Below are 26,408 nucleotides of genomic sequence, written 5' to 3'. Positions count from 1 at the left end.
GCTCACGACCCCCGGGAGATCGGTTACCACGGGAGTTTGGTCACGATGATGCCGGAGCCGGCGGAACGGGCAGCGCCAGGATTGGATGCGCCATTCGCTCCGAGCCCGATATCGGCGTAGAGCTGCGGGCGGAGTCTGCGCAGTACCAGCGCCCACACCGCCCCGGCCAGAGCGACCACGCCGAACGCCAGCGGGACGACCCAGGTCGGTTTCGAGCCGGGTGCGACACCGAACAGTGTTGCGATGTTCGTCAATGCCAGGTAGCTGGTGATCACCAACAGCACCGTGGCGATGATCGGGGCACCGAGGCGGTGCCAGGCGTCCTCACCTGTGGGGTTACGGGCGAAATACCCGATGATCGCGATCGAGGTGAGCGCGATGAGCAGCAGCACGCCCATGCTGCCGCCGGTTCCGCCCCAGTAGAAGAGCTGGATCAGGGGATCCCACCCGGCCACCGCGTACAGGACGATGACGATCAGGCCGAGCGTGGACTGGGCGAGTGAGCCGTTCCTCGGTGCGCCGGTGCCGGGCACCGTTCGGCCGAACCGGCGCGGCAGCACACCTTCACGGCCGAGGGAGAACGTGTACCGGGCACTGATGTTGTGGAACGAGATCATCGCGGCCAGCAGCGAGGTCAGGAACAGGACGTGGCCCAGCAGTAGAGCGACGCTGCCGACCCGCGCCGAGGCGACGTCGAAGAACAGATCCGGACCCTCCGCCGCGGCCCGGGCCAGCACGGTGCTGCCGGCCGCGGAGATCATCGCCCAGGACGCGAACGCGTACAGCACGGCGATCAGCGCGATGGCGAGGTACGTGGCACGGGGAACCGTGCGGCGTGGGTCGCGCGACTCCTCGGTGTACACCACCGACTGTTCGAAACCGACGAAACCCGCGACGGCCATGACCAGCAGCGCACCGGCGCCAGGCCCGACCAGGCCTCGCACGTTGAGCGGGGCGGACGACGCATGGAATCCCGCGACGAAGATGTCGGCGACGCCGAACACGACGACCAGGAGGGTCTCGGCTGCGAGCAGGGTGGCCAGAACCCTTCCGCTGACCGCGATGTCACGCACGCCGAGCACGGCGACGACCGCCCAGCCGATCAGAGCCAGAACCCACCACTGGACGTGCAGACCGAGCCACTCCGTGAACAGCGGGGCGGCGATAGCACCGAACCCGCCGTAGCCGGCGCACTCGAACATGCTGTAGGCCACCAGGGCAACCCAGGACGCCCCGACACCAACCGGGCGCCCGATGCCGCCGGAGACGAACGCGTAGAACGCGCCGGTGTTGGCGATGTGCCGAGCCATGGCCACGTAGCCCACGGAAAAGACCGCGAGGACGACGGCGACAGCGAGGAATGCGACCGAGATACTGAGCAGCCCGGTGACCGCGAGACCGGTCGGCACGACACCGGCGATGACGGTGAGTGGCGCGGACGCCGACATCACGAAGAACACGACGGCGACGACCCCGAGGCGGTCCTTGGCCAGTGCGGTCGAGACCTGACCAGATCCGTGGGACCAGATGACGGACAACGGCTTCTCCGAGAGGTAGGAGGCTCGGGGCGGTCGCGGATGCGGCCCCTGGTTCTGCAACCGCACGGTCGGCGTGCGGCCTTCATATGGAAGAGGCTTTCCAGCCGGTAGGGCGCAGATTGCGGAACCCGCCGGGCGGCCGCGTATCAAAGGAAGATCCCCTTTCACCGTCCGACAGGTGAATCGTGCAGGGAAGCGGCTGTTCCCAACCCGGGCGGCCGACCTCGACGAGTGTTCCGGGTGGAGGTTCTCGACCGGAGGGCTGCCCCGACGGAGCCGCTGATCACCTTCTCACCCGCCGCCGAAGCCTCCTTCGTCCATCCGCTAGAACGCTCGCTCTAGTGGGAAGCTACATTTTGGTGGCCCAGCTTGGCAACCTCGGTCGACAGGAATTCCAGCTCCGCGACGTGGCGTTCTCGCATTAAACGCGTAAGGCCTCAGATCGTACATTCGGGCACATTTCACAAAGAAAGGTCCGTGGCAAAAATGTCGATCACGCGTCCGGACGTCCTCGCCGCGGCCGTGGAGCGTGCGCGGCAGACCGGCGTCGCGGTGGAGGCGGGCCGCGTGCTGAACTGCGCTGCCGCGCCCGTGCCGCTCAGCGGGCGGCGGTTGCCGCCGTTGCGGGACTTCCCGGCCGCGGGCGGCTCCATCGAGGTCTCGTCGGCGCCGCCAGGCAGCGAAACGGATCGGGTGCGCCATCCCGCACGATGGCGCCCCTTGTCGCATTGCGGGGCGAGCGGACGTGGGTAAAGTCGGGCCCATGCGAGGACAGGTCGAGCGCCGCCGTGCCAATAGTGCACAGCCGCATGATTCGGAGCCGGCGACGTCCTCACGCGACCTGATCCTCGATGCCGCCGAGAAGTTGATGGGAGAAAATGGCTACGCCGGCACGCCGATCTCCGCGATTTGCAAGGAATCCGGACTTCCAGTCGGTTCCGTCTACCATCATTTCGGCAACAAGGCGGGAATCCTCGCAGAGGTCCTCGACCGGGGGACCCGCCGCCACTTCACCGCGATGGCCGATGCCGCCACGGACGAAGCGGAGCCCTCATTACGTTTGCGGCACTATTTCGAACAGGCGCCGAAGCTGTTGATTGCAAATGTCAACATCATCCGGATCATGATCACGACGCTCCAACAGCCGCCTGACTCGAGCATTGCCGCTCACGCCCATGCGGCTGTCGAGCTCGCCGCATCGATTCTTTGTACCGTCATCGAGCCCGTCGCAGCGCTGCGCGGGGTGCCGGACCCAGCGGCCACCGCGTTGCGCCTCGCCCACGCCACGATTTCCTACACGTGGGGGGCGGTGATCACGGCCGGATACGACCTCGAGCGCCTGACGACACAGATGGCGCTCTTGCACGACCTCGTGCGGGGGGCCATCCAGGTCGAGGCCATCGAGGCGGGCACGGCTGCGCACAACCCCGAGCCTCGGCGATGATCTGCACGGGCAAGCGGCAGCGCCGGCCTGCCAACGACGGTCTGATGTGTCGGTGGCCCGACGCCATCGCCTCACACGATCAGAGCTCGATGATCGCGGCGATCCGGGCGAGCCGGTGTTCGAGGTCGACGATGCGTCGCTGGTCCTGCACCAGCATGGCGAGAACGTCACGAAACGCGTCGACGACGCGCAGTTCCCCGGGCAGCAGGTCGTGCCGGGTGACGACGAACAACGCTCCGACGGCGCTCCCGTCGCCCTGGAGCGCCACGGTGAGGCCCTGGCCGACCGCCCGTGGCTCGGGGAACCGGATCGCCGCGGGGTCGAAGAGGCACGGTCGCCGCGTCCGGAACGCCTGCACCACGGGCGCGGGCGGTGGGCCGGACGTGAGTCGTTCGGCCAGCCAGCGCCGTACGCCGAACCCGGCGGTGAAGCGCAACTCGCCGTCGTGCAGGAGGTAGAGCCCTGCGGTGTCGGCGTCCAGCACCTGCACGAGCGGCCGGACGGCGGCACGTACGGCGGCGGCGATGTCGGCCGAACCGCTCTCGTCGGGCGGACGTGGTTCCGGCACCGCGGCGTCGACCCATCCGGGCTGTCCGGTACCCGCCCGGTCGGCGTAGCGCCGCAGCTCGGCCGGGTCGTAGCGCCGGTGACCCCCCGGCGTTCGCAACGGCGTCAGGAGGCCGGCGTCCTCCGCCGCAAGAAGAGTGGTGCGGCTCATCCCCAGCGCGCGGCTCGCCTCGCTCACCGTGAGGCGGCGTTCGATCATCACCGATCCTCCCGAAACGACCGAATCGCACGAAGATGATTTGAGGAGCTGATCGATCGAGTGGTACACCTCCAGCCACGGACGGTCAACGTCGGCGTCCGCCGGATCCGTCGTCAGTTCTGGACGTTTCCGGACGGTTCGGGGGGAGGTGCCGGTGCGCGACCCTCGGACCGCGGCGCTGCCGGATCTCACCGGCCAGGTCGCGCTCGTCACCGGGGCGGGCCGTGGCCAGGGCCGCTCGCACTGCCTCGCCCTGGCCGACGCCGGAGCCACGATCGCCGCGCTCGACGTCTGCCGTGACCTCGACGTCCCGAGCTACCCGCTCGCCACCCGGGCCGAGCTCGACGAGGTGGTGGCCGACGTCGAGCGGCTCGGTGGGCGTGCCGTGCCGCTCGTGGCGGACGTGCGCGACCCCGGCGAGGTCACCGCGGCCGTCGCCGCCGTCGAGAAGGCCTTCGGACGCCTGGACGTGCTGGTCAACAATGCGGCGATCCTGACGAGCGCGCCGTTCTGGGAGCTCTCCGAGCAGCAGTGGACAGCCGTCGTCGACACGAACCTCTCCGGGGTCTGGCGCACCACGAAGGCGGCCGCGGAGCTGCTGCGGCGGTCGCCGCGGGGCCGCATCGTCAACATCGCCTCGACGGGCGGGGTGCGCGCGGTGCCGGAGTTCGCGCACTACGTGGCCGCCAAGCACGGCGTCGTCGGGCTCACGCGGGCGATGGCGATCGAACTGGCGAACGACGGCGTCACCGTGAACGCGATCCTGCCCGGCGCCGTCGACTCGCCGATGCTCGCCGGGCTCGCCGACGAGCTCGGCCTCACCCCCGACGACGTGCACAAGCGCTGGCTGCACGACCAGCTGCTGGTCGAGGTCATCGCGCCCGCCGAGGTCACCGGGGCGCTGCTGTGGCTGCTCTCCGACTCCGCGCGCCACGTCACGGGCCACTGCCTCGCGGTCGACGGGGGTGCACTGGCCCGCTGACCGGTCCCCACGCGCAGTACCCCACGAACTCGAGGAGGAGCGATGGGCAAGTTCGACGGCAAGGTCGTGCTGATCACCGGAGGCGCACGCGGACAGGGGCGGTCCCACGCGCTGAAGTTCGCGCGGGAGGGGGCCGACGTCGCGTTCTGCGACATCGCCTCCCAGCTCGACTCGGTGCCGTACCCGATGTCGAAGCCCGACGACCTGCAGGAGACCGTGCGGCTCGTCGAGGACCTCGACCGCCGCTGCCTCGGGGTCACCGCCGACGTGCGGGACCGCGGGCAGATCGACTCGTTCGCCGAGCAGACCCGCACCGAGCTCGGCCGCATCGACTTCCTCCTGGCCAATGCCGGGATCTTCTCCTTCTCCACTGTCGCGGACATGGACGACCGGAAGTGGCAGGAGATGATCGACACGAACCTGACCGGGGTCTTCCACGCCATGCGCGCCGTGCTGCCCGCGATGCTCGAACAGAACTACGGCCGGATCGTCGCGACGTCCTCGATGGCCGGGAAGACAGGATCGCCCAACATCGCCCACTACTGCGCCACGAAGTGGGGAGTCATCGGGCTGGTCAAGTCACTCGCCCAGGAGGTGGCCGGGAACGGCATCACGGTCAACGCCGTCTGTCCCACCGGCGTCGACACGACGATGATCCAGAACGAGGCGGCCTACAAGCTGTTCGTCCCCGATGTCGCAGGCCCCAGCCGTGAGGACGCCGCTCCGGCCTTCCAGCGTCTGAACTCGATCCCGATCCCGTGGGTCGAGACGGTCGACATCTCCAACGCGATGGCCTTCCTGTGCTCGGACGAGGCCCGCTACATCACCGGCGAGACCCTCGCGGTCGCCGCCGGCATGAACGCCGCGAACGCCGGCTGACCAGACTCGACGAAGAGGAGCACGAACCATGGCAGGACGTCTCGAGGGCAAGGTCGCTCTCGTCTCGGGCGCGGCACGTGGGCAGGGCCGCTCGCACGCGGTGCGGCTGGCGCAGGAGGGCGCGGACATCATCGCGTTCGACATCTGCCGCCAGCTCGACACCGTGCCCTACCCGATGGCGGTCTCGGAGGACCTCGAGCAGACGATCAAGCTCGTCGAGGACCTCGACCGCCGGATCATCGCGCGCGAGGCGGACGTGCGCGACTCGGCAGCCGTGCAGGCCCTGGTCGACGATGGGGTGAGCGAGTTCGGTCGCCTCGACGTGGTGTGCGCCAACGCGGGAATCGCCGGAGTTGCGGAGAACACCTGGACGATGACCGAGGACGCGTGGGAGGAGATGATCGCGGTCAACCTCACGGGCGTGTGGAAGACCGTGAAGGCGGCCGTACCCTCGATGATCGAGGCGGGCAACGGAGGCGCGATCGTGATCACGAGCTCGACCGCGGGCATCAAGGGTCTGCCGGGCACGGCCCACTACGTGTCGGCCAAGCACGGCGTCGTCGGCCTCATGCGCACCCTCGCCAACGAGCTGGCCCCGCATTCCATCCGGGTAAACACCGTGCACCCGACGGGGGTGAACACCCCGATGATCATCAACGACTTCATGGCGCAGGTGCTGTCCAGCGATGACGGCGCGGTCAACCTGCAGAACGCATTGCCGGTGGGGATGGTCGAGCCGGTGGACATCTCGAATGCCATCGTGTGGCTCGCCTCCGAGGAGGCCCGCTACGTCACGGGCGTGTCGCTGCCGGTGGACGCCGGGTTCCTGCAGCGGTGACCACTCCGGCAGCACCTGCCACCCCGAGCGCGAACGGATCGCGACGCGATGCGATCGCGCGCGGGGTGGTGGGCAGGCGACGCGAGCTCGATCTCGTGCTGGCCGCGGTGACGGCGGGGCGCGACATCCTGCTGGAAGGCCCGCCGGGCACGTCGAAGTCGACGCTGCTGCGCGCGATCACCGGCCAGTGGGGCGTGCCGTTCGTGCTGGTGGAGGGCAACGCCGAGCTGACGCCCGCCCGTCTCGTGGGCCACCACAACCCCGCACGCGTGCTGCGGGAGGACTACTCGGCGGAGAACTTCGTGCCGGGCCCGCTCGTCGAGGCGATGCAGGGCGGCGGGTTCCTCTACATCGAAGAGCTCAACCGCGCCCCCGAGGACACGCTCAACGTGCTGCTCGCCGCGATGGCGGAGCGCGAGGTCACCGTTCCGCGGGTGGGGCTGATCAGGGGGCTGCCGACGTTCCGGGTGCTCGCGTCGATGAACCCGTTCGACGACATCGGCACGGCCCGGATCTCCGACTCCGTCTACGACCGCTGGTGCCGTCTCGCCGTGGGATACCAGGACGAGGCCGACGAGCGGGCCATCGTCGCGGTGCGCACGGGCTGCGACGACGACCGGCTCATCGCCGACGGCGTCGCACTCACCCGCGCCACGCGCTCCCACCCGGACCTACGCCGCGGGTCGAGCGTGCGGGGCGCGATCGACCTGGTCGCGATCGCCGTCGAGCTCGCAGCGCTCGGCAGCTACGGCACCGGCGATGAGATCGATCGGCCGCGTGTCGTGCTCGACGCCGCGCTGCTCGCGCTGTCGGCGCGGATCGGAGTCGACGAGGCGAGCGAGGCCACACCCGAGCAGGTGATCACCCAGATCTGGGAGAACCATTTTTTCTCGCGCCCCGGCGTGCAGCGCCGGGTCCCCATCGCTTAGACGTCGACAACGCCGTCCGGCTGCCCGGATCCGACGGGCCGCCACGCGGCCTCGCGCCCCTGCGCAGGAAGCCGAAGCGACTGACGGCCGCCCCCGCCCTGTTCCGGACGGGGACGGGAGCCCCGTTCGTCGCCGACGCCGGGGACAGCCGCGGGAACGGCGCGGCGACCGGTCCGGCGGGTGGACAGGGCGTGCTGGTCACCGGTCAGCGCGCGGAGCTGCGTGACGTCGGCGAGCTGCTCGAGGACCTCGCTCCCGACCTGGAGATCGCCGCGATGGCGCAGCGGATCGGGCGCAGGCTCGCGATCCGACGGCGCCCACGCGCAGACCGTCCCGAGCGCGGTTCCGGACGGCTCGCGTCCGTGCCGTACCGGTACCGATCCGACGACATCGACCTCGACCGCACCATCGAGGTGCTCACCGAGCGTCCGGTGCCCGAGGACACGGACATCATCGTGCGTGAGCGGATGCGGTCCCGGCGAGACGTCGTGCTCGTCGTGGACGTGTCCGGCTCCATGCGGGGCGAGAAGGTCCGGATCGCCGCCGCGACGGTCGCGGCCCTCTCGGCGGACCTGTCGGCGCACGGCAGCCGGCTCGCCCTCGTGGCGTTCTGGTCCGATGCCGCGTTGCTGAAGCCCCTCGGCGCGCACGTTCCCGCCTCGCGGCTGCTGGACCAGTTGCTGCGCATTCCGGCGCGCGGGCTCACCAACGTCCAGTTCGCGCTGGCGGTGGCTCACGCGGAGCTGCACCGCTCGTCGGCACGCAGGCGCACCGCTGTGCTGCTCACCGACGCCGTGCACAACGCCGGACCCGACCCCCGGCTGATCGCACGCCGCTTCCCCGAGCTGCACGTGCTGCTCGAGACCGACGGCGAGCACGACACCTCACTCGGCGCCGACATCGCCCGTCTCGGACGTGGTCGCCTCGCCCCGGTCGCGACCCACCGCGACGTCGCGCCCGCCGTCAACCGCCTGCTGGGTTGAGCACGTCGTGGGCGGCGTCATGCGCGGCACTTATCTCGCGTCATGAACAGTATTTATCCGTTGTGTGATGGAGATCCTGTACCGCATCCATAGGTCATTCAGGCCACTGGTCGGATTATTACTTGTTGTCCCTAACTGAATCCCGCTTGATCAACATTCGATCGAGCGCCGGCAGATCGGGTGTGTGCTTGACCACGCAGAGTCGACACGATCACTCGGCGACCCCCACGACCGGGTCGGCCGTCCTGCCCCACCGACTGCTTCGCCGGATCCTGCCGGTGGCAGTCCTCCTCACCTGGCTCGGACCGTTCTCGATGGACGCCTACAGCCCGGCCTTCCCCGCCATCCAGAAGGACTTCGCGACCTCGGCCGGAGCCGTGCAGGCCACGCTGGCCACCACGCTGGTCGGCCTGGCGCTCGGCCAGCTCCTCGTCGGCCCGATCAGCGACAGATACGGCAGGCGCCGCCCCCTGGTCGTCGGCCTGTCCGGGTACGTGGTCGGGTCCGTGCTCTGCGCGAGCGCCTGGACGATCGAGCTGCTGATCGCCGCCCGCTTCGTGCAGGGCTTCGCCGCCGCCACCGGCATCGCGATCGCGCGGGCGATCGCTCGCGACGTGCACTCCGGAACGCAGCTCGCCCGGTTCTACTCCCTGCTCACCGCAGCGACGGCCATCGCGCCCATGGTCGCGCCGATCGCCGGCGCGGGGTTGCTCGAGTCGGGGCTGTCGTGGCGCTGGATCTTCGGGGTCACCTTGATCCTGGGGGTCATCGGGCTCGCCGCGGTCGTCCTGCTCCTCCCGGAGACGCATCCGCGCTGGATCGGCGGCGTGGACCGAGCCGTGACGCAGGTCGGGCACCCGCAGCCGGAGCCCGCCGCCCACCTGAGCCTCTGGGTGCTGCTGCGCAGGCGCGAGGTCTTCGTCAGCGCGCTCGTGCTCGGGCTGTGCGGTGCGGCCATGATCGCCCACCTGGCCGGGCTTTCCTTCTTCCTCCAGGACGAGCGCGGGCTGAGCCCGGCCGCCTACGGTGCGGTGTTCGCGCTGGACGCCGCAGGACTGGTGATCGCGAACAACGTCAACCGGTTCGTACTGCGCCGCTGGTCCTCGCGCCAGGTGCTGTCCGTGTCGGTGCCGGTGATGCTCGTCTTCGCGCTCGTGTTCGCGGCGCTGCTGCGCGCCGAAGCGCCGTTGCCCGCTGTGCTCCCGGCGCTGTTCCTGTTCATCAGCTGCTGGGGCTTCGTGATGCCGAACGCCGTCGCCGTCGGCATGTCCGTGGAACGTGCCGCGGCCGGGCGGGCATCGGCGATCCTCGGGGTGGCCCAGTTCGGCTTCGCCGCGTTCAGTGCTCCGCTGGTGGGCACGATTCCGGTGATCGCCGGCACTCCCCCGATGGCCACCGTGATCGTCGTGTGCCTCGCCGGGGCGGTGGTGACGCAGATCGTGGCGCGGCTCGTCGGTCGCCGCGCCGCTGCTCCGGCTCCCGCCCCCCGTCGTCGCGGGCTCCGGCGGCAACCGTCCGCTGCCCTCATGGCGGAGAGGACGTGCGTGTCCCCTGCCGCCCAGCTCGTGGACCGCCACGTCTGCGCGAAGGGAAGCGAGGCGAACCCCACGCCATGACCGGAGCGGCGATCAGCGGATCGCCAGACTCTCGAGGAGGTCACGGATCTGGTCGATGGACATCCCGGACGGGGACAGGCACGGCACGGAGATCCCCGCCGCCCGGTACCCGGCGATCACGCTGCGCACGGCCGACGGCCGGAGATCGGTGACGGCGGTGCGCCGGGCCACCTCCTCGGCCGTCCGAAGGCCCTGACGGTCGAGGTGCCTGCGGTAGTTGGGGAAACGCGTGAGGTAGGCGTCCGCCTCGGCCAGCACGGCCTCCGGCTCGCCGACCCGGACGTAGAGCGCCGTCTCCGGGCGGGCGTTGCCGATCTCGGCGGCTGCTTCGGCCATCACGCGGCTCGTGGTCTCGGCGTGCTCAGGAGTCAGCCAGTTCAGGACGGCACCGTCCGCGGCCGTGGCGGCCAGTCGCAGCATTCGCGGACCGAGCGCGCCGAGCAGCACCGGGAACCCGTTACCGAAGGTCAGGTCCTTCTGCGAGAGTTCGCGCAGTTCCACGAGGTAGGCCGTCATGTGGGCCATCGGAGAGTCCGGGAACGGCACACCGATGGCTGCCAGCGCGCCTCGATGCGAAATGCCGCAGCCGAGCACGAACCGGCCGCCCGAGTCCTCCTGGCAGTTCGCCGCGAGCAGCGCCATCGCCCGGGCAGCGCGGACCGGGGTGATCGCGACGCCGGGGCCGACCCGCAGCCGGGTGGTTGCGGCCAAGGCGGAGGCGGAGGCGATGAACGGGTCGCGCCCGGTGATCCTCGTGGTGGCCGCGTAGCCCATCTCCGGGAGGAACAGGTCGGTGAAGCCTGCCGACTCGGCCAGCCGTGCGATCTCCGCAACTCGTTCGCCCGGCTGGTCGCGCACGACGATGCCGAGCCGCTCTGTCGTGCTGTCGTGATTTGCGCTGGTGGGGGATATGGGACCCGGCCTCCTCTTTCGGCGCGCCACGTCGCCGTGGCCCGTGCGTGGCCGCCGGAGCGGCGATTCGAAGCCTTGACAGCATATTCGCCCGGTCGTACGGTGCAACCGTATACAAAAACAACACGAAATAACGAATGCGTCCAGGAATGCGCGATTTGTGATATGCCGACGGAATTCGGTCGCGAGTCGATGCGGCGGCATATTCCGCACGCCCGCGGAGCGCGGATCGGCCACGACGCACGCCGGGCCGACGAGAGCGGGCAGTGATGACTGAGATCTGGACGTCGGCCTGGAACGCGCGCGTGGAGGAGATCGCACAGCAGGCGCACCAGGCCGAGGACGCCGGCTTCGACGGCATGTTCATCACCGACTCGCAGAACCTCTGGATGGAGTGCTGGGTCGCGCTCACGGTGGCGGCCACCGAGACCGAGCGGCTGAAGCTGGGCACGGCGGTCACGAACCCCGTCACCCGCCACGCCGCTGTCACTGCCGACGCCGCAGCCAGCCTGCAGGAGGTCTCGAAGGGACGAGTGCTGCTCGGCATCGGCCGCGGCGACTCCGCGCTCGCCTACCTCGGCCACGCCCCGGCACCGCTCCCCCGCTTCGCCCGGTACCTGCGGCAGCTGCAGGGCTACCTGCGCGGCGAGGACGTCCCCTTCGACACCGACGGCCTCACCGACCTGCCACCGCTGGGCACCCTGGGCTACGAGCGAGTGCCCCGGTCCAGCCGGATCCGGTGGCTGCCGGGCACGCAACCGAAGGTGCCGGTCGACGTGGCAGGGTCCGGCCCGAAGGTCGTCCGGCTGGCCGCAGAGCTCGCCGACGGTGTCACGTTCGGCGTCGGCGCGGAGAGCGGACGGCTGCGCGCGATGCTGGACATGGTCGCCACGGCTCGCGGCGAGGCCGGCCTCTCCAGCACGCCGTTCAGCTGCTCCGCGATGGTCACCGTGGTGCCGCATCAGGACACCGCGATTGCACGCCGGCTGGCGGCCGGGGGCGTGGCACTGGCCGGGCGCTGGTCGGTGATGCAGTCGCGCAAGCCGATCGCCGGCGTGGACGACCAGACCCGGGCGCAGTTCGACATGGCCAGGACCTCCTACGACATGACCCGGCACGGGGAGACCCACAGCAGCCACGCGGCCTCCATGAACGACGCGCTGGTCGACCGCTTCGGCATCGCCGGCCCGCCGGAGCACTGCATCGAGCGGTTGCGCGAGCTGATGTCGCTGGGCCTTCACCGGATCGTGTTCAACACCCAGATCCGCGGTGCGACCGAGGAGGAACAGGCGGACGTGACGCACCTGCTGCTGAACGAGGTGCTGCCCAACGTTTCCGGTCGCGCCCGCGACGGGCAACCATGATGAGTGCCTGACCGTCGTCGTGGATCTACGAGAGGTGGAGTCATGGACGGGATCGCGGACATGGGAGGCACCCGTGGCTGGGGCGCCCTGCACCCGCCGCGCGACGAACCGATCTTCGCGGAACCCTGGCACAGTCGGGCGTTCGCGATGGCGCTGCTGTCCCGGGGCGCGATGACCGGGTACAACCTCGATGCGTTCCGGCATGCGATCGAGCGGCTGGATCGGGCCGCCTATCTGGACGACGGCTACTACGGTCGCTGGCTCAGCGCATCGGAGCTGATACTCACCGAGTGCGCGATCCTGGCGCCGGGCGCCGTCGAGGCCCGCATCCGCAACCTGAACGGCGAGCAGGTGGAGGAACCACCGGTTCCCGAGCCCGTCCTGCCCGACTACACGCCGACCGACGCAGGATGGCGGCGTGCCGTGGACTCCGCGCCTGCCTTCGCCGTCGGTGAGCGGGTGCGCGCCAAGGACATGGCGCCTGCCGGGCACACCAGGCTGGCGGGCTACGTGCGCGGGCACATCGGGGTGGTCGAGCTCATCCAGCCCGCGGCGGTGCTACCGGACACGCACGCGCACTTCCAGGGTGAGAACCCGCAGCACGTGTATTCGGTGCGGTTCGACTCGCACGAGCTGTGGGGTGCCGACGCCGAGTCCTTCGTCGTCACCATCGAGCTGTATGAGAGTTACCTGGAGAAGACTGCATGAGCGAGCTTGCGCGTGAATCCGACCCAGCGCAGGGAAATACCGGATCCGCCGGGCGCTTTCCGGCTGCGCTGCGCGCCGAGGCCATCGAGCAGTTGCTCACCGAGCGCGGCTTGATCGAGTCCACCGTGCTGGACAAGATCATCACCGACTACGAGACCAACATCGGCCCGCTCAACGGCGCCAAGGTGGTCGCCAAGGCGTGGACCGATCCGCAGTTCCGGCAGCGGCTGCTCGACAACGGCACCGACGCCATCGCGGAGCTGGGCCTGTCAGGCACGCAGGACAAGCACATCGTCGTCGTCGAGAACACTCCGACGGTCCACAACGTGGTGGTCTGCACGCTGTGCTCGTGCTACCCGTGGGCGGTGCTCGGGCTGCCGCCCAGTTGGTACAAGGACCCTGCCTACCGTGCGCGGGTGGTGAGGGAGCCGCGCGCGGTGCTCTCGGAGATGGGCCTGGAGATCGCCGACGACGTGCAGATCATCGTGCGCGACTCCAGCAGCGAGGTGCGCTGGCTGGTGCTGCCCGAACGTCCTGCCGGCACCGAGGACCTCTCCGAGGAGCAGCTGACGCAGCTGGTCACCCGGGACGCGATGATCGGCGTGGCCAAGCTCGCGACGCGGTAGGCGCTCCGCTCCACGTGACGTGTGACGGCTCGAGCGACCCCGGAACGGGTGGCAGCCGTCCACGAAGGTGGCGAACCGAGCGGCCGACCGGGCCGCCTGCGCCCTGATGCCCCTGCCCGGCCACGGCGATCGGCGTGACCCACACGGTCGGAGTCGCCGTCATCGCACCTCACCACGAGGTGACGCCGCATATCGTCCGATCGGTGTCGGCGCGATAGCCCTTCGTGTTCACGTCACCCGATATTTCGAGCCCTTTCGCTGAAACGGGTTCCGCCGGCTCACGCTCGCCGCAATGTGCTGGTCCGTTAACCCCCGAACGGGTCATACTGCAAAACAAGGCGAATCCCCTATACATTTACTGAAATCCCCCATGCCCCGTCACCCGACCCCAACGGAAAGCCAGGCGGATCCCCGATGGCTCGCCGGCGCACCGCCCATAGCTTTCGCCTGAACATCGGTCAGTCCGAACACAACATCACGAACATCGGAGATGATCAGAATGGCCCAGCCCATGACGCTGCTCGAGTTCCTCCGGGAGCTGACGATGAACGAGCAGGCGCGTGATCTGTACGCCGCGAACCCCGAGGCGACGCTGAGCCAGTACGGGCTCGACAACCTCAGCCCTGCAGACGTTCGCGACGCCCTCGTGCTGATCGAGGACAACGAGACCGCGCAGTACACCGCAGGCCACTTCGACGCGCAGTTCGGGACGCCGCCGCCGGTGCCCATGAGTTACGCGGGCAGCGAGCACGAGGCCGCGGTCGAGTACATCAACCGGTACGTCAGCAACGACTACGACTCCGACCGTGACGCCAACGGGGACAACTTCCTCGACCAGAACGTCCGCAACAGCGGCATCTTCGATCAGGACGTCGACGTCGACGCGCTCGGCGCGTCAGGCGACGGCTCCGTCGCGGCAGGCGACGGAATCACGGACTCCGCCGTCGTCAGTGGCGACGAGAACCAGGTCGGTGCCGGGAACCTCAGCGGCGACAACAACGTCGTCGGGAACGGCAACGCCGCCGTCGGCGGTGACGGCAACACCATCGCCTTCGGCGACGGCGACGCCAACAAGTCGGCCCTGGAGGACGTCGGGATCAGCCACGGCGGCGCCCTCTCCGTCGGCGCCACCGCAACCGGCGACTACGACGCCAACGGCTCGTTCAATGACGTCGACGCGTCGACCAGGAACTCCACCGAGTTCGACGACTCCTTCAACACCGACAACGACAGCGCGAACGACTCGTTCAACGAGTTCTCCACGGACAACAACATCGACTCGCACGACCACACGCACAACGACAACCAGAGCCACAACAACCTCGACATCGACAGCTGACCCCGGCGGGTTCGCGTTTCCAGGGCGGCCCGTTCCTGCGGTGCAGGGGCGGGCCGCCGCTGGCGCTGGTGGGAGTTCCGTCTCCTGACAACGCGGAGTGACCCGGCCTCGGGACCGGGCGCCGCGAGCCCTGGAATCCCCGAGGCCACCGCGGCGCCGATCCAGCCCGGACGATCTCCGATGGCCCGAACGGCACAGCGCCCTGACCTCCTCCGCAACGCCGGGACGACCGGCAACCCGCCGAACCACTTGGGAGATGACCCGAGATGACCACCTCGACCTCACTGCTCGATCTGCTGCTCGACCTCTTGCGCGACCCCGAGGCCAAGGCCACCTTCAATGACGACCCCGACGGCTACCTCGCCACCTGCGGCGCCCTCTCGGCCGCCGACGTCCGCGACGCGATCGTCCTGCTCCAGGACGAGCAGGAAGCCGACCTCGACCGCGAGTACGCCGCCGGTGCGAGCCACCTCGGCGGCCAGGGCCACATCGCCACGCCGCCGCCCGCCCCTCAGAAGCACGACGGCGAGAGCGACCACGAAGCCGCCGTCCGCTACCTCAACACCTACGTCACCAACAACTACGTCGACAACCGCGACACCGTCATCGACAACTCCGTCAACCAGCAGATCGACACCGGCGGCGGCGACTTCGACCAGGACATCGACATCGACTCCACCGCCGCCACCGGCGACGGCGCCGTCGCAGCCGGCGGCAACATCCAGGACTCCAAGGTCGTCACCGGCGACGGCAACCAGGTCGGGCAGGGCAACCTTAGCGGCGACGACAACCTCGTCGGCGACGGCAACGACGCAGTCAGCGGCGACGACAACACCATCGCGTTCGGCAACGGCGACGCCGACAGGTCCGCGATGAAGGACGTCGGTGTCGACCACGGCGGCGCGCTCTCCGTCGGCGACACCGCAACCGGCGACTACGACGCCAACGGCTCGTTCAACGACGTCGACGCGTCGACCAGGAACTCCACCGAGTTCGACGGCTCCTTCACCACCACCGACGACGCCGCGTCGAGCTCGTTCAACGAGGCCGACAGCGACGTCGACATCGACTCGCACGACACCACGCACACCGACTTCCAGAGCCACAACGACCTGGGGATCGACTCCTGACGGCGTTCATCGGCCTGCGCTACATCGCCGGTTCCATCACCTAGTGGATGACCATCCACGGATTGGCGCAGTGGGCCGCCGACTTATGCAGTAGAGCAGCGCCGAGTGATCGTTTAATTGATCATTCCACCCATCCCTGAGTGATCTTTATGGCCATCTTCCGTACCCCGCACTCGATCGCCGGAAACGTCACCCGACTAATCGATTGATAAACCTTCGGGGGGTTGACCAGTATATATCATTGTGATAGCGTTCACAATTTAAATTCGGCGCGCCAGGAGGTGCAGGTATGACGACCACTGCGGGGGATCGGCCCGACCTGCTCGAGAAGCTCGGGCTGACTGGACAGAACAAGGCTACCCTGGGTCGACTGTTGGCCACCGGAAACATCGGCCAGGCCACCGAGCGATCCGATGGCACCATGCAGGCCACCATTCGAATCAATCCCGATGAGCTGTGCTGGGATCCGTCCGTCCTGGTCATGCCGCACGGCGGTGACCTCGAACTCGAGCTCATCAACGACGACCTGAACACGCACTGCGCGCTATTGCCGAGCAATGGCGACAGGAAATTCATCTGGCTGGTCAACCATTCACGAGGACGGGCGCGCCTCAATCTCGACGGCCCGGGCTACTACTGGTACAGCTCACCCACAGGCAACGACGAAGGTCGGGGACTGACCGGCGCCATCGTCGTGCTGGGGGAAGTTCCGCCGGAAGCTCGCCTCGATCGCCCCGAACAGCCGCGCCCGTAGAAAGGAGCAGTCGGTGACAGTTGAATACGTAGACGCAGGGGAAGCCATCGACCAAGGGTTACTGAGCGGCAAGGTCGCGGGCGGAGAGATCGCGCCGCCCGTGGTCGCCGGTGTCGACTACGAGCGCATTCGCAACGCACGCTCGGAGCCCGAGAACTGGCTCACGTACTACGGCGCCTACAACGGACAGCGCTACAGCCCGTTGGACCAGATCAACACAGAGAACGTCAAGAATCTCCGCCCCGCGTGGATCTTCCAGGCCGGCACGAGCGGCATGATCGCGGGTGCGTCGACCTATTCGTTCGAGGCCGCCCCGATCGTCGTCGACGGGATCATGTTCGTCTCCGGTTGGGACGGCTGGGTCTGGGCCCTCGACGCGAAGACCGGCGTGGAGATCTGGCGGTACAAGCACGCAATTCCCTACGACGTGTCCCTGTGCTGTGGGAACGTGAACCGTGGGGTCGCGGTGGCTCGAGGAAAGGTCTTCTTCGTCACGGCGAATGCCCACGTTCTCGCGCTCGACGCCACCAGCGGCAAGCGGGTGTGGGACAAGACCTACGGAGACGTGCGGGCCGGGGAGAGCGCCACGGTCGCGCCGCTGGTCGTGAAGGACATGGTCATCGTCGGGAGCTCCGGCGGTGAGTTCGGTGTACGCGGTCACCTCGACGCGTTCGACATCGAGAGCGGGGAACACCGCTGGCGGTGCTACATGGTGCCGAAGCCCGGGGAGCCCGGCTCGGAGACCTGGCCCGCCGACGGCGAGGCCTGGGCGCGTGGTGGCGCGAACTGCTGGCTCACCAGCACCTTCGACCCGGAGACGAACCTGCTGTACGTGGGCACCGGCAACCCGGCGCCCGACTTCGATGGCGACGTCCGCCCGGGCGACAACCTCTTCACCGACAGCATCGTGGCCGTCGACGTGGACAGCGGCCAGATCCAATGGCACTACCAGTGCACCCCGCACGACGTGTGGGACTACGACAGCATCTCGGAGAACATCCTGTTCGAGTCGGGCGGGCGCAAGCTGCTCGGCCACTTCGACAAGAACGGATACTTCTTCGTCCTCGACCGGACCGATGGCAAGTTGGTCCAGATCACCCCCTTCGTGGACCGCATCACCTGGGGAGCGATCACGCGGGACGGCAAGGTGACGGCCAGGGTGTACCCCGACAAGGAGGGGGAACCGGTCCACTTCTACCCGGGTCCGGCCGGCGCGAAGGAATGGACCCACGCGGCCTACAGCCCGAAGACCGAGCTCTTCTACGTGCCGGTCCAGGACACCGGCGCGACGGCCACCCGGCGGCGCCGGGAGTTCAAGGAGAGCATCCCGTATTGGGGCGCGGGTGTGCAGGTGGACATCGAGGACATGGCGGGGTCCATCAGCGCGTTCGACGCCAACGGCGAGGAGAAGTGGCGCTGGCGCAACGAGCTTCCGATGTGCGCCTCGGTGCTGGCCACGGGCGGCGATCTGGTGTTCGCCGGTGAGCCCTCCGGTGAGTTCAACGCGCTCGACGCCCGTGACGGGAAGCTGCTGTGGCAGTTCCAGTGCGGAAGCGGCCACCACAGCAGCCCGACGACCTACATGGTCGACGGCAAGCAGTACGTCGCCGTGCCGGTCGGCTGGGGCGGGTGGGCCGAGGGATTCCTCCCCGGCATGCTCGGCGCGGGCCACGGAAGCGCCCTGATCGTCTTCGCACTCCCGGATTAGCCCTGAGGCCGTGACGGGAGCCTGCCGGAACAGGCGGAGAGGAGGTGAATCCGTGGAGTCTCAGCTTGCTGTGTGGGAGACGCCGGAGTTCGAGGAGATCGGCGTCGCGCCCGAGGTGACGATGTACATCGCTCAGTTGGACGACTAGCGGGGACGTGGAGCGGCGCCGGACCTGACCGGGTCCGGCGCTCTCCGACGGCCCGGAACGACCACAGATGGCCGGCCCGGGCCGCAGCGCCCACGCATGTCCGAGAAGCCGACGCCATCGGGCGGCGGCTCCTCGGTGGAAAGAGGAGTGACAACGATGTTGCTGCGGGTGCTGGGCTCGGCAGCGGGGGGCGGCTCTCCGCAGTGGAACTGTGGCTGCGGTGTGTGCGCCGCTGTCCGCCGCGGGGCAGCTCCGCCGCGCACCCAGTCGTCGGTCGCGGTGAGCGTCGACAACGGCGAGCGCTGGTTCCTCTTCAATGCTTCGCCCGACGTCCGCGCCCAGATCGAAGCCTTCCCCGGCCTGCACCCGCGCGACGACCGGACGACCCCGGTGGAGGCGGTGCTGCTCACCGACGCCGAGCTGGACCACACGTTGGGCCTGCTTCTGCTGCGCGAGGCCCGCGCCCTGCGGCTTCATGCCACGCCTGCGGTGCACAAGACACTGTCCGACGGCTCGGGGATCCTGCGCACGCTCGAGCGCTACTGCCCGGTCGAGTGGCAGACGGTGCTCCCCGGCAGCGACTTCGCCCTGGCCGACGAGCTGTCCTGCCGGGCATTCGACGTGCCCACCACCAAACGGGCCCGGTTCGGAGCCGGGGTGGACCACGGCCGCGTCGTCGGCTACCGCCTGACCGACGAGCGCAGCGGAGGCACGCTCGTGTACCTGCCGGGGGTGCAGTCGCTGACGCCGGCACTCCGCGCGGAGATCGCGGGCTGCGATTGCCTGCTGATCGACGGCACCTGCTGGCGCGACGACGAGCTCGTGCGGCTCGGCCTGGCCGGCAAGACGTCCCGGGAGATGGGCCACCTGCCCATCGACGGCCCGGACGGCAGCCTGGCGCAGCTCCGGTCGCTGGGCGTGGGCCGCACGATCTTCGTTCACATGAACAACACCAACCCGATCCTGCTGGAAGACGCGCCCGAGCGGCGCATTGTGGAGGACAGCGGTATGCAGGTGGCCACGGACGGCCTCGAGGTCGAGGTATAGGGCCCCATGACGACGACAACCAGGACGCCGAGAACCGACGCCGACGACTTCGTCGAGACGTTGCGGGCCCACTCGCGGCGCTACCACGACCAGCACCCGTTCCACGTCCGGATGAACGCCGGTCGGCTGAGCCGCCGACAGCTCCAGGGCTGGGTGGCCAACCGCTTCTACTACCAGGAGAACATCCCCCGCAAGGACGGGGCGATCCTCTCCAACTGCCCCGACGTCGAGGTCCGCCGCCGCTGGATCCGCCGCATCATCGACCACGACGGCCAGCAGCCCGGGGAGGGCGGCATCGAGGCGTGGCTGCGCCTCGGCGAGGCCGCCGGGCTGACCCGTGAGGAGATCCGCGACCACCGGCACCTGGTCCCCGGAGTGCGGTTCGCAGTCGACGCCTACGTGAACTTCACGCGGACCCGTCCGTGGGTGGAGGCGGTGGCGTCCTCGCTCACCGAGCTGTTCGCCCCGGACCTGATGGCGGAGCGGCTCGCCGCGTTCGAGCGGTGGTACCCGTGGATCGACTCCGAGGGCCTCGCCTACTTCCGCGCCCGCCTCGAGCAGGCCCCCCGCGACTGCGAGCACGCCCTCGAGGTGGTCACCGCGCACTGCCTGACCGCCGAGTCCCAGGCGCGCGCCGTCGACGCGTTGTCGTTCAAGTGCGACGTCCTGTGGAGCCTGATGGACGCCATCGACCAGGCCTATCCGGAGTGATCGTCATGGACCCGACCCAGACCGGAACGGCACGGACCACAACCGTGACCCGAGCCGTGGCCGGCTCGGACCGGCCGCGGTTGGCGCGCCATGTCCGGATGGGCTTCTGCCCGACCCGGAAGAAGCCCATCCTGCTGCTCCCCGAGACGGTGGTGGTGCTGAACAGCAGCGGCGCCGACATCCTCGAGCTGTGCGACGGGCGGCACACCGTGGCCGAGATCGTGGCCGAGCTGGGCGCGCGCTACCAGACCGTCCCCGACGAGGAGGTGCGGCGGTACCTGACCCAGCTCGTCGCCCGGCGCTGCGTGGTGCTGTCCGATGGCTGACGCCGGTGAGATGACAAGCCCCTTCGGATTGCTGGCCGAGCTCACGTACCGCTGCCCGCTGGCCTGCGCGTACTGCTCCAACCCGCTGAACATGGCCGACTACACCGACGAGCTGACCACCGACGAGTGGCGGCGGGTGCTGACAGAGGCCCGTGATCTGGGAGTTCTGCAGTGCCACCTGTCCGGCGGGGAGCCGCTGCTGCGGCGCGACCTGGTGGAGATCGTGGCGGTCGCTCATGAGCTCGGCCTGTACTCCAACCTCGTGACCAGCGCCCTCGGGCTCTCGCGTTCGAAGGCCGAGCAGCTGCGGGCGGCCGGCCTCGACCACGTGCAGGTCAGCATCCAGGCCGACGAGCCTGCCGTGTCCGACCGGATCGCCGGCACCCCGTCCTTCCAGCGCAAGATCGAGGCCATGGGCGTGGTCAAGGAGCTGGGCTGGCCGCTCACCATGAACGTGGTGCTGCACCGGCAGAACATCGATCGCGTCGCCGACGTGCTCGGGCTGGCCGAGGAGGTGGGCGCCGACCGGGTGGAGCTGGCCAACACCCAGTACTACGGCTGGGCCTGGCGAAACCGTGACGCGCTGCTGCCGAGCCGCACCCAGCTCGAGGCGGCCGAGGTCGTCGTGCGGGCCGCTCGCGAGCGGTTGCGGGACCGCATGGACGTCATCTACGTCATCCCCGACTACTACAGCCGGTATCCGAAGCCCTGCATGGGCGGCTGGGCCTCGCGGCAGCTGACCGTGACACCGAACGGCGACGTCCTGCCCTGCCCGGCAGCACAGTCCTTGCCGTTGCCGCGGGCCAGCGTGCGCGAGGACACGCTGGAGCGCATCTGGGCCGAGTCCCCCGTGATGACGGCGTTCCGCGGCACGGACTGGATGCCGGATCCCTGCCGCAGCTGCGACCGGCGGGAGCTGGACTTCGGCGGATGCCGCTGCCAGGCGTTCCAGCTCACCGGCGACGCCGCCCGTACCGATCCGGTCTGCCACCTGTCGCCCGACCACGACCTGGTGACTCGGGCCGTCGAGGCCGCCAACGCCGACGCGCGACCCGGCGACCTTCCGCTGATAGCCCGCCCGCACGCGGTTCGCGGCGCAGGAGATCGCGCTCGACGTGACGCAGCGCGGCAGGGTACTTAGGGTGGAAAGTGACAGGCGAGCCTGAAACGAGTGACGAGGCAGGACGACCCGACGCAGCGCCCAGTCCGCTGTAGGCCCGGCCGCGGCGAGCGGTGACCGGCGCGGACCGCGCGCATGCCGTCGACGTCGGGGATGGACCAAGGGCGGTTCCCCAGCATGACGGACGTGTATCGGACATACGACAAGAGCCTGGGCCTAGGCATCCATGCCTCGGCCGGTCCTGACGCTCGCCCGACCGGCGGCGCGACCAACCGCGACTGGTGGCCGAACCAGCTCGACCTGTCGATCCTCCGGAAGCACACCGCCGTCGCCGACCCCATGGGCGAGGCCTTCGACTATGCCGCGGAGTTCCTGACCGTCGACCTCGACGCCCTGGCGAAGGACGTCGACGAGGTGCTGACGACCTCGCAGGAGTGGTGGCCCGCCGACTTCGGCCACTACGGCCCGCTCGTGATCCGGATGGTGTGGCACTGTGCGGGGACGTACCGCATCGCCGACGGCCGAGGCGGCCCGGCCGCCGGCATGCAGCGCTTCGCGCCGCTGAACAGCTGGCCGGACAATCGCAACCTCGACAAGGCACGCCGGCTGCTCTGGCCGGTCAAGCAGAAGTACGGCCGCAAGATCTCCTGGGCCGACCTGATGGTCTTCGCGGGCAACCGTGCCCTGGAGTCGATGGGCTTCACGACCTTCGGCTACGCCGGTGGCCGGGAGGACGTCTGGGAGCCGGACGAGGACATCTACTGGGGCCCCGAGCGCACCTGGCTCGGCGACGAGCGCCACACCGGCATCCGCGAGCTGGCGCAGCCGCTGGCCGCCGATCAGATGGGCCTCATCTACGTCAACCCGGAGGGCCCGAACACCGTCCCGGACCCGCAGGCATCGGCCCGGGACATCCGCGAGACGTTCCGGCGCATGGGGACGAACGACGAGGAGACCGTCGCGCTGATCGCGGGCGGGCACACGTTCGGCAAGACCCACGGCGCGGCCGATCCGGACCGCTACCTGGGCCCCGAACCCGAGGGCGCCCCCCTGGAGGAACAGGGTCTGGGCTGGAAGAGCGGCTACGGCACCGGGAAGGGCGCGGACACCATCTCCAGCGGGCTCGAGGGCACGTGGACACCCACCCCGACGACGTGGGACAACAGCTACTTCGAGACCCTGTTCCGCTACGAATGGGACCTGGAGCTGAGCCCCGCCGGTCTGTGGCAGTGGATCCCGAGGGACGGCGGCGGGGCCGGCACCGTGCCGGACGCCCACGACCCGTCGACGACACACGCCCCGACGATTCTGACGACCGATCTCGCCCTGCGGTTCGACCCGGTCTACGAGCCGATCGCGCGGCGCTTCCTGGAGAACCCGGACCAGCTGGCCGACGCGTTCGCCCGGGTCTGGTTCAAGCTGACGCACCTGGACATGGGCCCGATCCAGCGCTACCTCGGCCCGCTGGTCCCCCAGGAGAGGCTGATCTGGCAGGACCCGATCCCCGCCGTCGACCACGAACTGGTCGGCGACGAGGACATCGCCGCCCTCAAGAGCCAGATCCTCGACTCCGGACTGACGGTCTCCCAGCTCGTCTCGACCGCGTGGGCGTCGGCCTCGACGTTCCGGATCAGCGACAAACGTGGTGGGGCGAACGGGGCGCGCATCCGCCTCGAACCGCAGCGGAATTGGCAGGTCAACGACCCCGACGAGCTGACCCTGGTGCTGCGCACGCTCGAAGGAATCCAGGAGTCCTTCAACAGCTCGCAGACCGGGGGCAAGAAGATCTCGCTCGCCGACCTGATCGTGCTCGGCGGGTGCGCCGCCGTCGAGCAGGCGGCCCGGGCCGCCGGCCACGACATCCGGGTCCCGTTCACCCCGGGACGCATGGACGCCTTCCAGGAACAGACCGACGTGGAGTCCTTCGCCGCGCTCGAGCCGGCCGCCGACGGGTTCCGCAATTACCGGGGGAAGGGCAACCGGCTGCCGTCGGAGCACCTGCTGGTCGACCGCGCGAACCTGCTGAACCTCAGCGCGCCCGAGATGACCGTCCTCGTGGGCGGGCTGCGCGTGCTCGGCGCGAACTCCGGGCGGTCCCCGCTGGGCGTCTTCACCTCGTCGCCCAGGTCGCTGACCACCGACTTCTTCGTGAACCTGCTCGACATGGGCACGGAATGGAAGCCGACATCCACGACCGCGGAGACCTTCGAGGGCCGCGACCGCGCCACCGGTGAGGTCCGGTGGACCGGCAGCCGCGTCGACCTCGTCTTCGGCTCGAACGCCGAGCTGCGGGCCGTCGCAGAGATTTACGCGAGTGACGACGCGCGGGAGAAGTTCGTGAAGGACTTCGTGGCCGCATGGGACAAGGTCATGAACCTCGACAGGTACGACCTGGCCTGAGCTTGGCCGCACACACCTCCTGGCCACCGTGCACACATTCGGACATGTGTGCCGTGGCCAACCGGTGTGTGCCGCGTGCGTAGCGACCGGTCAGCTCCCGGTCGCCCGCCGGAGCCAGCGGGCGACTCCGTCGATGTGGACCGTGGTCTGCGCCGCCGCCAGCGCCGCGTCGCCCTTGCCGAGCGCGTCGACGATGGCGTGGTGCTCGGTGAGGGTGCGCTCGACGGATCCCTCCTCGCTGAGACCGCGCCACACGCGCGCCCGCAGCGTGCCGCTCGACACCGTCTCCAGGAGGCCGACCAGGTAGGCGTTGCCGGTCAGCTCCGCGATGTAGCGGTGGAAGACGCGGTCGTGGTCCACGAGGTCGTCCACCGACGTCGTGGCGTGCACCTGGGCGAGCAAGCCGAGCAGGTGCTCGACGTCCGCCGGTTTCGCGCGGCGCGCTGCCAGCGTCATGGCCGCGGGCTCCAGGATGCGGCGCACCTCGAACAGCTCCAGTGCCGATGAGTCCTGGTGGATGTCCACCAGGAACGCCATCGCGTCGAGCAGCAGATCCGGGGTCAGGCTCGTGACGTAGGTGCCGTCGCCCTGGCGCACGTCGAGCACCCGGATGACCTCGAGTGCCTTGACCGCCTCGCGCAGGGAGCTGCGCGAGAGCCCGAGCGCGTCGCTCAGCTCCTTCTCCGGGGGCAGCCGGTCCCCCGGCTGCAGCTCCCCGGACCGGATCATCGCCTTGATTCTGAGGATCGCCTCGTCGGTGACCGCCACGCGCTCAGGAGGCGGCGAACCCGACCGCCACGGGTGTCTCGGCCGTGCGGCCCGGAAGGTCCACCGTGACGCCACCGCCGTCCGCCCTGGCCGGTACCGGCGTGCCGTCGGCGAGGGCAGCGGACGCGAGATCAAGTCGGCCGGGACGGACGGGCAGGGTCACGGCGCCGCCCGCGTCGACCACCGCCCAGACCCGGTCGTCGGTACGGGTCCAGCGGATCCAGGGCGTGTCGGACGGATCCGCGATCTCGCCGTCGAGGGGACGTGAGCCGTGCACCACCCGCGAGTTCACGGCCATCCAGCCGGCGAGCGCCTCCAGGGTCCGGCGCTGGCCGTCGGGGATGAGCCCGCTCGCCGTCGGGCCGACGTTGAGCAGGAGGTTGCCACCCCGGGAGACGACGTCGACGAGGTGGCGCACCAGCTGAGGGCCGCTCATCAGATGCCGGTCGTCCTCGACCTGGTTGTAGCCGAACGACAGACCGATCCCGCGGCAGTTCTGCCAGGCCGGTGATCCCTCCGCATCGAGGTGGTGCTGGTACTCGCTCGTGCGGTAGTCGCGGTGCGTGTCGCCCCACCGGTCGTTGACGACGCCGTCCGGAACGGTCGCGTAGTAGTGCTGGAACAGCTCGAAGAGACCCAGCGGACCGCTGTGCTTGCCGAAGTCGGGCCACTCGATGTCGTTCCAGAGCACGTCCGGCCGGAAACGGTCGATCAGGTCGCGGACGTGCAGGTGGGCGTAGGCGGCGTAGGCGGCGTCATTGGGCCGCAGTGCCCGGACGTTCGCGTCGGTGTCGATGACCGGGAAGTCGCTGGTGCTCCAGTCCAGGCCGCCCGAGTAGTAGACGCCGAACCGCATTCCGGCGGCTCGCACGGCTGACTCCAGGTCGCCGATCAGGTTGCGGCGCGGACCTCTGTGGACGGTGTTGCGCGAGCCGGTGCCCGGCGCGTCCCACAGGGCGATGCCGTCGTGATGCTTCGTCGTGGGGACGACGTAGCGGGCGCCCGCCCGCGCGAAGAGGGCGCACCATTCCTGCGGGTCGAACTGTTCGGCGCGCCAGGCGTCGAGGAAGTCGTCGTACGGGGCGTCTCCGTAGGTCTGCCGGTGGTGGAGGCGGGCCGGGCTGTCGGCGAACCGGATGGTGTTCCAGTACCACTCGGCGTAGGCGTTGTGCGCGAACCAGGTCTCCTCGTCGACCGCTCCGAGCTCACCCGTCGGTTCTGCCCACGCCGGCACGGAGTAGGCGCCCCAGTGGATGAAGATGCCGAGCTTGGCGTCGGAGAACCAGCCGGGCAGCGGGCGTGCCAGCCTGCTCCAGTCGACGGTCTCGATCCGGCTGCCGGTCTCGACGGGCGTGGCCATGGGACTCCTTCG

The 26,408-nt window shown here is 69.4% G+C and carries 26 protein-coding genes; 21 read left to right on the top strand and 5 right to left on the bottom strand.

Features of this window, described 5'->3' with window-relative positions; translation table 11 throughout:
• Positions 1-23: 23 nt before the first annotated feature.
• Complete coding sequence (locus tag MMF94_RS00920) at positions 24-1,538, bottom strand: APC family permease (RefSeq protein ID WP_241034255.1); 1,515 nt, start codon at positions 1,536-1,538, stop codon at positions 24-26.
• Positions 1,539-2,024: 486 nt separating this feature from the next.
• Here MMF94_RS00920 and MMF94_RS00915 point away from each other — a divergent pair, with 486 nt between their 5' ends.
• Together MMF94_RS00915 and MMF94_RS00910 are read left to right on the top strand one after the other, a co-directional pair.
• On the top strand, positions 2,025-2,291 hold the full coding sequence (locus tag MMF94_RS00915; RefSeq protein WP_241034254.1) for a hypothetical protein: 267 nt from the start codon (positions 2,025-2,027) through the stop codon (positions 2,289-2,291).
• A 10-nt stretch (positions 2,292-2,301) separates the two neighbouring features.
• Entirely contained in the window at positions 2,302-2,982 is a 681-nt protein-coding gene (locus MMF94_RS00910) for a TetR/AcrR family transcriptional regulator (RefSeq protein ID WP_241034253.1), read from the top strand.
• A 79-nt stretch (positions 2,983-3,061) separates the two neighbouring features.
• On the opposite strand, the gene MMF94_RS00905 is transcribed toward MMF94_RS00910, so the two are convergent.
• Entirely contained in the window at positions 3,062-3,748 is a 687-nt protein-coding gene (locus MMF94_RS00905; RefSeq protein ID WP_241034252.1) for a MerR family transcriptional regulator, read from the bottom strand.
• 154 nt (positions 3,749-3,902) lie between these two features.
• On the opposite strand from MMF94_RS00905, the gene MMF94_RS00900 reads away from it, so the two are divergent.
• The 6 genes from MMF94_RS00900 (at position 3,903) to MMF94_RS00875 (ending at position 9,975) form a co-directional block, all read left to right on the top strand.
• On the top strand, positions 3,903-4,730 hold the full coding sequence (locus MMF94_RS00900; protein WP_241034251.1) for a mycofactocin-coupled SDR family oxidoreductase: 828 nt from the start codon (positions 3,903-3,905) through the stop codon (positions 4,728-4,730).
• 42 nt (positions 4,731-4,772) lie between these two features.
• Complete coding sequence (locus MMF94_RS00895; RefSeq protein ID WP_241034250.1) at positions 4,773-5,609, top strand: mycofactocin-coupled SDR family oxidoreductase; 837 nt, start codon at positions 4,773-4,775, stop codon at positions 5,607-5,609.
• Between the two features lie 28 nt (positions 5,610-5,637).
• Entirely contained in the window at positions 5,638-6,447 is an 810-nt protein-coding gene (locus MMF94_RS00890; protein ID WP_241034249.1) for a mycofactocin-coupled SDR family oxidoreductase, read from the top strand.
• Positions 6,444-7,376, top strand: a complete 933-nt coding sequence (locus MMF94_RS00885; protein WP_241034248.1) for an AAA family ATPase — start codon at positions 6,444-6,446, stop codon at positions 7,374-7,376. Before MMF94_RS00890 ends, MMF94_RS00885 begins: the two co-directional genes overlap by 4 nt.
• Positions 7,377-7,567: 191 nt before the next feature.
• A complete protein-coding gene (locus tag MMF94_RS00880) occupies positions 7,568-8,359 on the top strand; it encodes a VWA domain-containing protein (RefSeq protein ID WP_241034247.1) in 792 nt (263 codons plus the stop codon).
• A gap of 278 nt (positions 8,360-8,637) precedes the next feature.
• Complete coding sequence (locus MMF94_RS00875) at positions 8,638-9,975, top strand: multidrug effflux MFS transporter (RefSeq protein ID WP_241034246.1); 1,338 nt, start codon at positions 8,638-8,640, stop codon at positions 9,973-9,975.
• Between the two features lie 12 nt (positions 9,976-9,987).
• Here the strand turns inward: MMF94_RS00875 and MMF94_RS00870 are convergent, their stop codons facing one another.
• Positions 9,988-10,833 (bottom strand): LLM class flavin-dependent oxidoreductase, encoded by an 846-nt coding sequence (locus tag MMF94_RS00870; RefSeq protein ID WP_241034245.1) that lies wholly within the window; start codon positions 10,831-10,833, stop codon positions 9,988-9,990.
• A gap of 323 nt (positions 10,834-11,156) precedes the next feature.
• Between MMF94_RS00870 and MMF94_RS00865 the strand changes: the two genes are divergently transcribed.
• The 13 genes from MMF94_RS00865 to katG all read left to right on the top strand — a co-directional run bounded on the left by MMF94_RS00865 (position 11,157) and on the right by katG (position 24,268).
• Positions 11,157-12,251, top strand: coding sequence for an LLM class flavin-dependent oxidoreductase (locus MMF94_RS00865; protein ID WP_241034244.1), 1,095 nt, complete (start codon positions 11,157-11,159; stop codon positions 12,249-12,251).
• Between the two features lie 42 nt (positions 12,252-12,293).
• Positions 12,294-12,959 (top strand): nitrile hydratase subunit beta, encoded by a 666-nt coding sequence (nthB, locus tag MMF94_RS00860; protein ID WP_241034243.1) that lies wholly within the window; start codon positions 12,294-12,296, stop codon positions 12,957-12,959.
• Positions 12,956-13,585 carry a nitrile hydratase subunit alpha gene (nthA, locus tag MMF94_RS00855; RefSeq protein WP_241034242.1) on the top strand — a complete coding sequence of 210 codons (630 nt, stop codon included), beginning with the start codon at positions 12,956-12,958 and terminating at the stop codon, positions 13,583-13,585. The genes nthB and nthA overlap by 4 nt, the downstream gene beginning before the upstream one ends.
• A gap of 511 nt (positions 13,586-14,096) precedes the next feature.
• Positions 14,097-14,924 (top strand): IniB N-terminal domain-containing protein, encoded by an 828-nt coding sequence (locus MMF94_RS00850; RefSeq protein ID WP_241034241.1) that lies wholly within the window; start codon positions 14,097-14,099, stop codon positions 14,922-14,924.
• Positions 14,925-15,190: 266 nt separating this feature from the next.
• Positions 15,191-16,054: an IniB N-terminal domain-containing protein gene (locus MMF94_RS00845; protein ID WP_241034240.1), complete on the top strand. Its 864-nt coding sequence runs from the start codon at positions 15,191-15,193 to the stop codon at positions 16,052-16,054.
• A gap of 289 nt (positions 16,055-16,343) precedes the next feature.
• On the top strand, positions 16,344-16,808 hold the full coding sequence (locus MMF94_RS00840; protein WP_241034239.1) for an MSMEG_3727 family PQQ-associated protein: 465 nt from the start codon (positions 16,344-16,346) through the stop codon (positions 16,806-16,808).
• A gap of 13 nt (positions 16,809-16,821) precedes the next feature.
• On the top strand, positions 16,822-18,516 hold the full coding sequence (locus MMF94_RS00835; RefSeq protein WP_241034238.1) for a PQQ-dependent dehydrogenase, methanol/ethanol family: 1,695 nt from the start codon (positions 16,822-16,824) through the stop codon (positions 18,514-18,516).
• A 52-nt stretch (positions 18,517-18,568) separates the two neighbouring features.
• Positions 18,569-18,664, top strand: coding sequence for a pyrroloquinoline quinone precursor peptide PqqA (gene pqqA, locus MMF94_RS00830; protein ID WP_241034237.1), 96 nt, complete (start codon positions 18,569-18,571; stop codon positions 18,662-18,664).
• Positions 18,665-18,820: 156 nt separating this feature from the next.
• Positions 18,821-19,711, top strand: coding sequence for a pyrroloquinoline quinone biosynthesis protein PqqB (gene pqqB, locus MMF94_RS00825; protein WP_241034290.1), 891 nt, complete (start codon positions 18,821-18,823; stop codon positions 19,709-19,711).
• A gap of 6 nt (positions 19,712-19,717) precedes the next feature.
• On the top strand, positions 19,718-20,422 hold the full coding sequence (gene pqqC / locus MMF94_RS00820) for a pyrroloquinoline-quinone synthase PqqC (RefSeq protein ID WP_241034236.1): 705 nt from the start codon (positions 19,718-19,720) through the stop codon (positions 20,420-20,422).
• A gap of 44 nt (positions 20,423-20,466) precedes the next feature.
• Positions 20,467-20,748 carry a pyrroloquinoline quinone biosynthesis peptide chaperone PqqD gene (gene pqqD, locus MMF94_RS00815; protein ID WP_241034235.1) on the top strand — a complete coding sequence of 94 codons (282 nt, stop codon included), beginning with the start codon at positions 20,467-20,469 and terminating at the stop codon, positions 20,746-20,748.
• Between the two features lie 10 nt (positions 20,749-20,758).
• Positions 20,759-21,889, top strand: a complete 1,131-nt coding sequence (pqqE, locus tag MMF94_RS00810; RefSeq protein ID WP_241034289.1) for a pyrroloquinoline quinone biosynthesis protein PqqE — start codon at positions 20,759-20,761, stop codon at positions 21,887-21,889.
• A gap of 156 nt (positions 21,890-22,045) precedes the next feature.
• On the top strand, positions 22,046-24,268 hold the full coding sequence (gene katG / locus MMF94_RS00805; RefSeq protein ID WP_379660253.1) for a catalase/peroxidase HPI: 2,223 nt from the start codon (positions 22,046-22,048) through the stop codon (positions 24,266-24,268).
• A gap of 90 nt (positions 24,269-24,358) precedes the next feature.
• On the opposite strand, the gene MMF94_RS00800 is transcribed toward katG, so the two are convergent.
• A complete protein-coding gene (locus tag MMF94_RS00800) occupies positions 24,359-25,036 on the bottom strand; it encodes a FadR/GntR family transcriptional regulator (protein ID WP_241034234.1) in 678 nt (225 codons plus the stop codon).
• 4 nt (positions 25,037-25,040) lie between these two features.
• Positions 25,041-26,396, bottom strand: a complete 1,356-nt coding sequence (locus tag MMF94_RS00795) for an alpha-L-fucosidase (protein ID WP_241034233.1) — start codon at positions 26,394-26,396, stop codon at positions 25,041-25,043.
• Between the last annotated feature and the right edge of the window lie 12 nt (positions 26,397-26,408).

It is taken from the genome of Pseudonocardia alaniniphila (assembly GCF_022524485.1).
In the GTDB taxonomy this organism is placed as follows: Bacteria; Actinomycetota; Actinomycetes; order Mycobacteriales; family Pseudonocardiaceae; genus Pseudonocardia; species Pseudonocardia alaniniphila.
The sequence above is the reverse complement of the archived record's forward strand: the minus strand, read 5'-3'. Positions and strand labels throughout refer to the sequence as shown.

Bases quoted from the DNA above. Each gene is read 5' to 3' on its own strand.
- MMF94_RS00915 (WP_241034254.1), top strand. From the start codon at position 2,025: ATGTCGATCACGCGTCCGGACGTCCTCGCCGCGGCCGTGGAGCGTGCG.
- MMF94_RS00910 (WP_241034253.1), top strand. From the start codon at position 2,302: ATGCGAGGACAGGTCGAGCGCCGCCGTGCCAATAGTGCACAGCCGCAT.
- MMF94_RS00905 (WP_241034252.1), bottom strand. From the start codon at position 3,748: ATGATCGAACGCCGCCTCACGGTGAGCGAGGCGAGCCGCGCGCTGGGG.
- MMF94_RS00895 (WP_241034250.1), top strand. From the start codon at position 4,773: ATGGGCAAGTTCGACGGCAAGGTCGTGCTGATCACCGGAGGCGCACGC.
- MMF94_RS00890 (WP_241034249.1), top strand. From the start codon at position 5,638: ATGGCAGGACGTCTCGAGGGCAAGGTCGCTCTCGTCTCGGGCGCGGCA.
- MMF94_RS00865 (WP_241034244.1), top strand. From the start codon at position 11,157: ATGACTGAGATCTGGACGTCGGCCTGGAACGCGCGCGTGGAGGAGATC.
- nthB (WP_241034243.1), top strand. From the start codon at position 12,294: ATGGACGGGATCGCGGACATGGGAGGCACCCGTGGCTGGGGCGCCCTG.
- nthA (WP_241034242.1), top strand. From the start codon at position 12,956: ATGAGCGAGCTTGCGCGTGAATCCGACCCAGCGCAGGGAAATACCGGA.
- MMF94_RS00850 (WP_241034241.1), top strand. From the start codon at position 14,097: ATGACGCTGCTCGAGTTCCTCCGGGAGCTGACGATGAACGAGCAGGCG.
- MMF94_RS00845 (WP_241034240.1), top strand. From the start codon at position 15,191: ATGACCACCTCGACCTCACTGCTCGATCTGCTGCTCGACCTCTTGCGC.
- MMF94_RS00840 (WP_241034239.1), top strand. From the start codon at position 16,344: ATGACGACCACTGCGGGGGATCGGCCCGACCTGCTCGAGAAGCTCGGG.
- pqqB (WP_241034290.1), top strand. From the start codon at position 18,821: ATGTTGCTGCGGGTGCTGGGCTCGGCAGCGGGGGGCGGCTCTCCGCAG.
- pqqC (WP_241034236.1), top strand. From the start codon at position 19,718: ATGACGACGACAACCAGGACGCCGAGAACCGACGCCGACGACTTCGTC.
- pqqE (WP_241034289.1), top strand. From the start codon at position 20,759: ATGACAAGCCCCTTCGGATTGCTGGCCGAGCTCACGTACCGCTGCCCG.
- katG (WP_379660253.1), top strand. From the start codon at position 22,046: ATGACGGACGTGTATCGGACATACGACAAGAGCCTGGGCCTAGGCATC.
- MMF94_RS00795 (WP_241034233.1), bottom strand. From the start codon at position 26,396: ATGGCCACGCCCGTCGAGACCGGCAGCCGGATCGAGACCGTCGACTGG.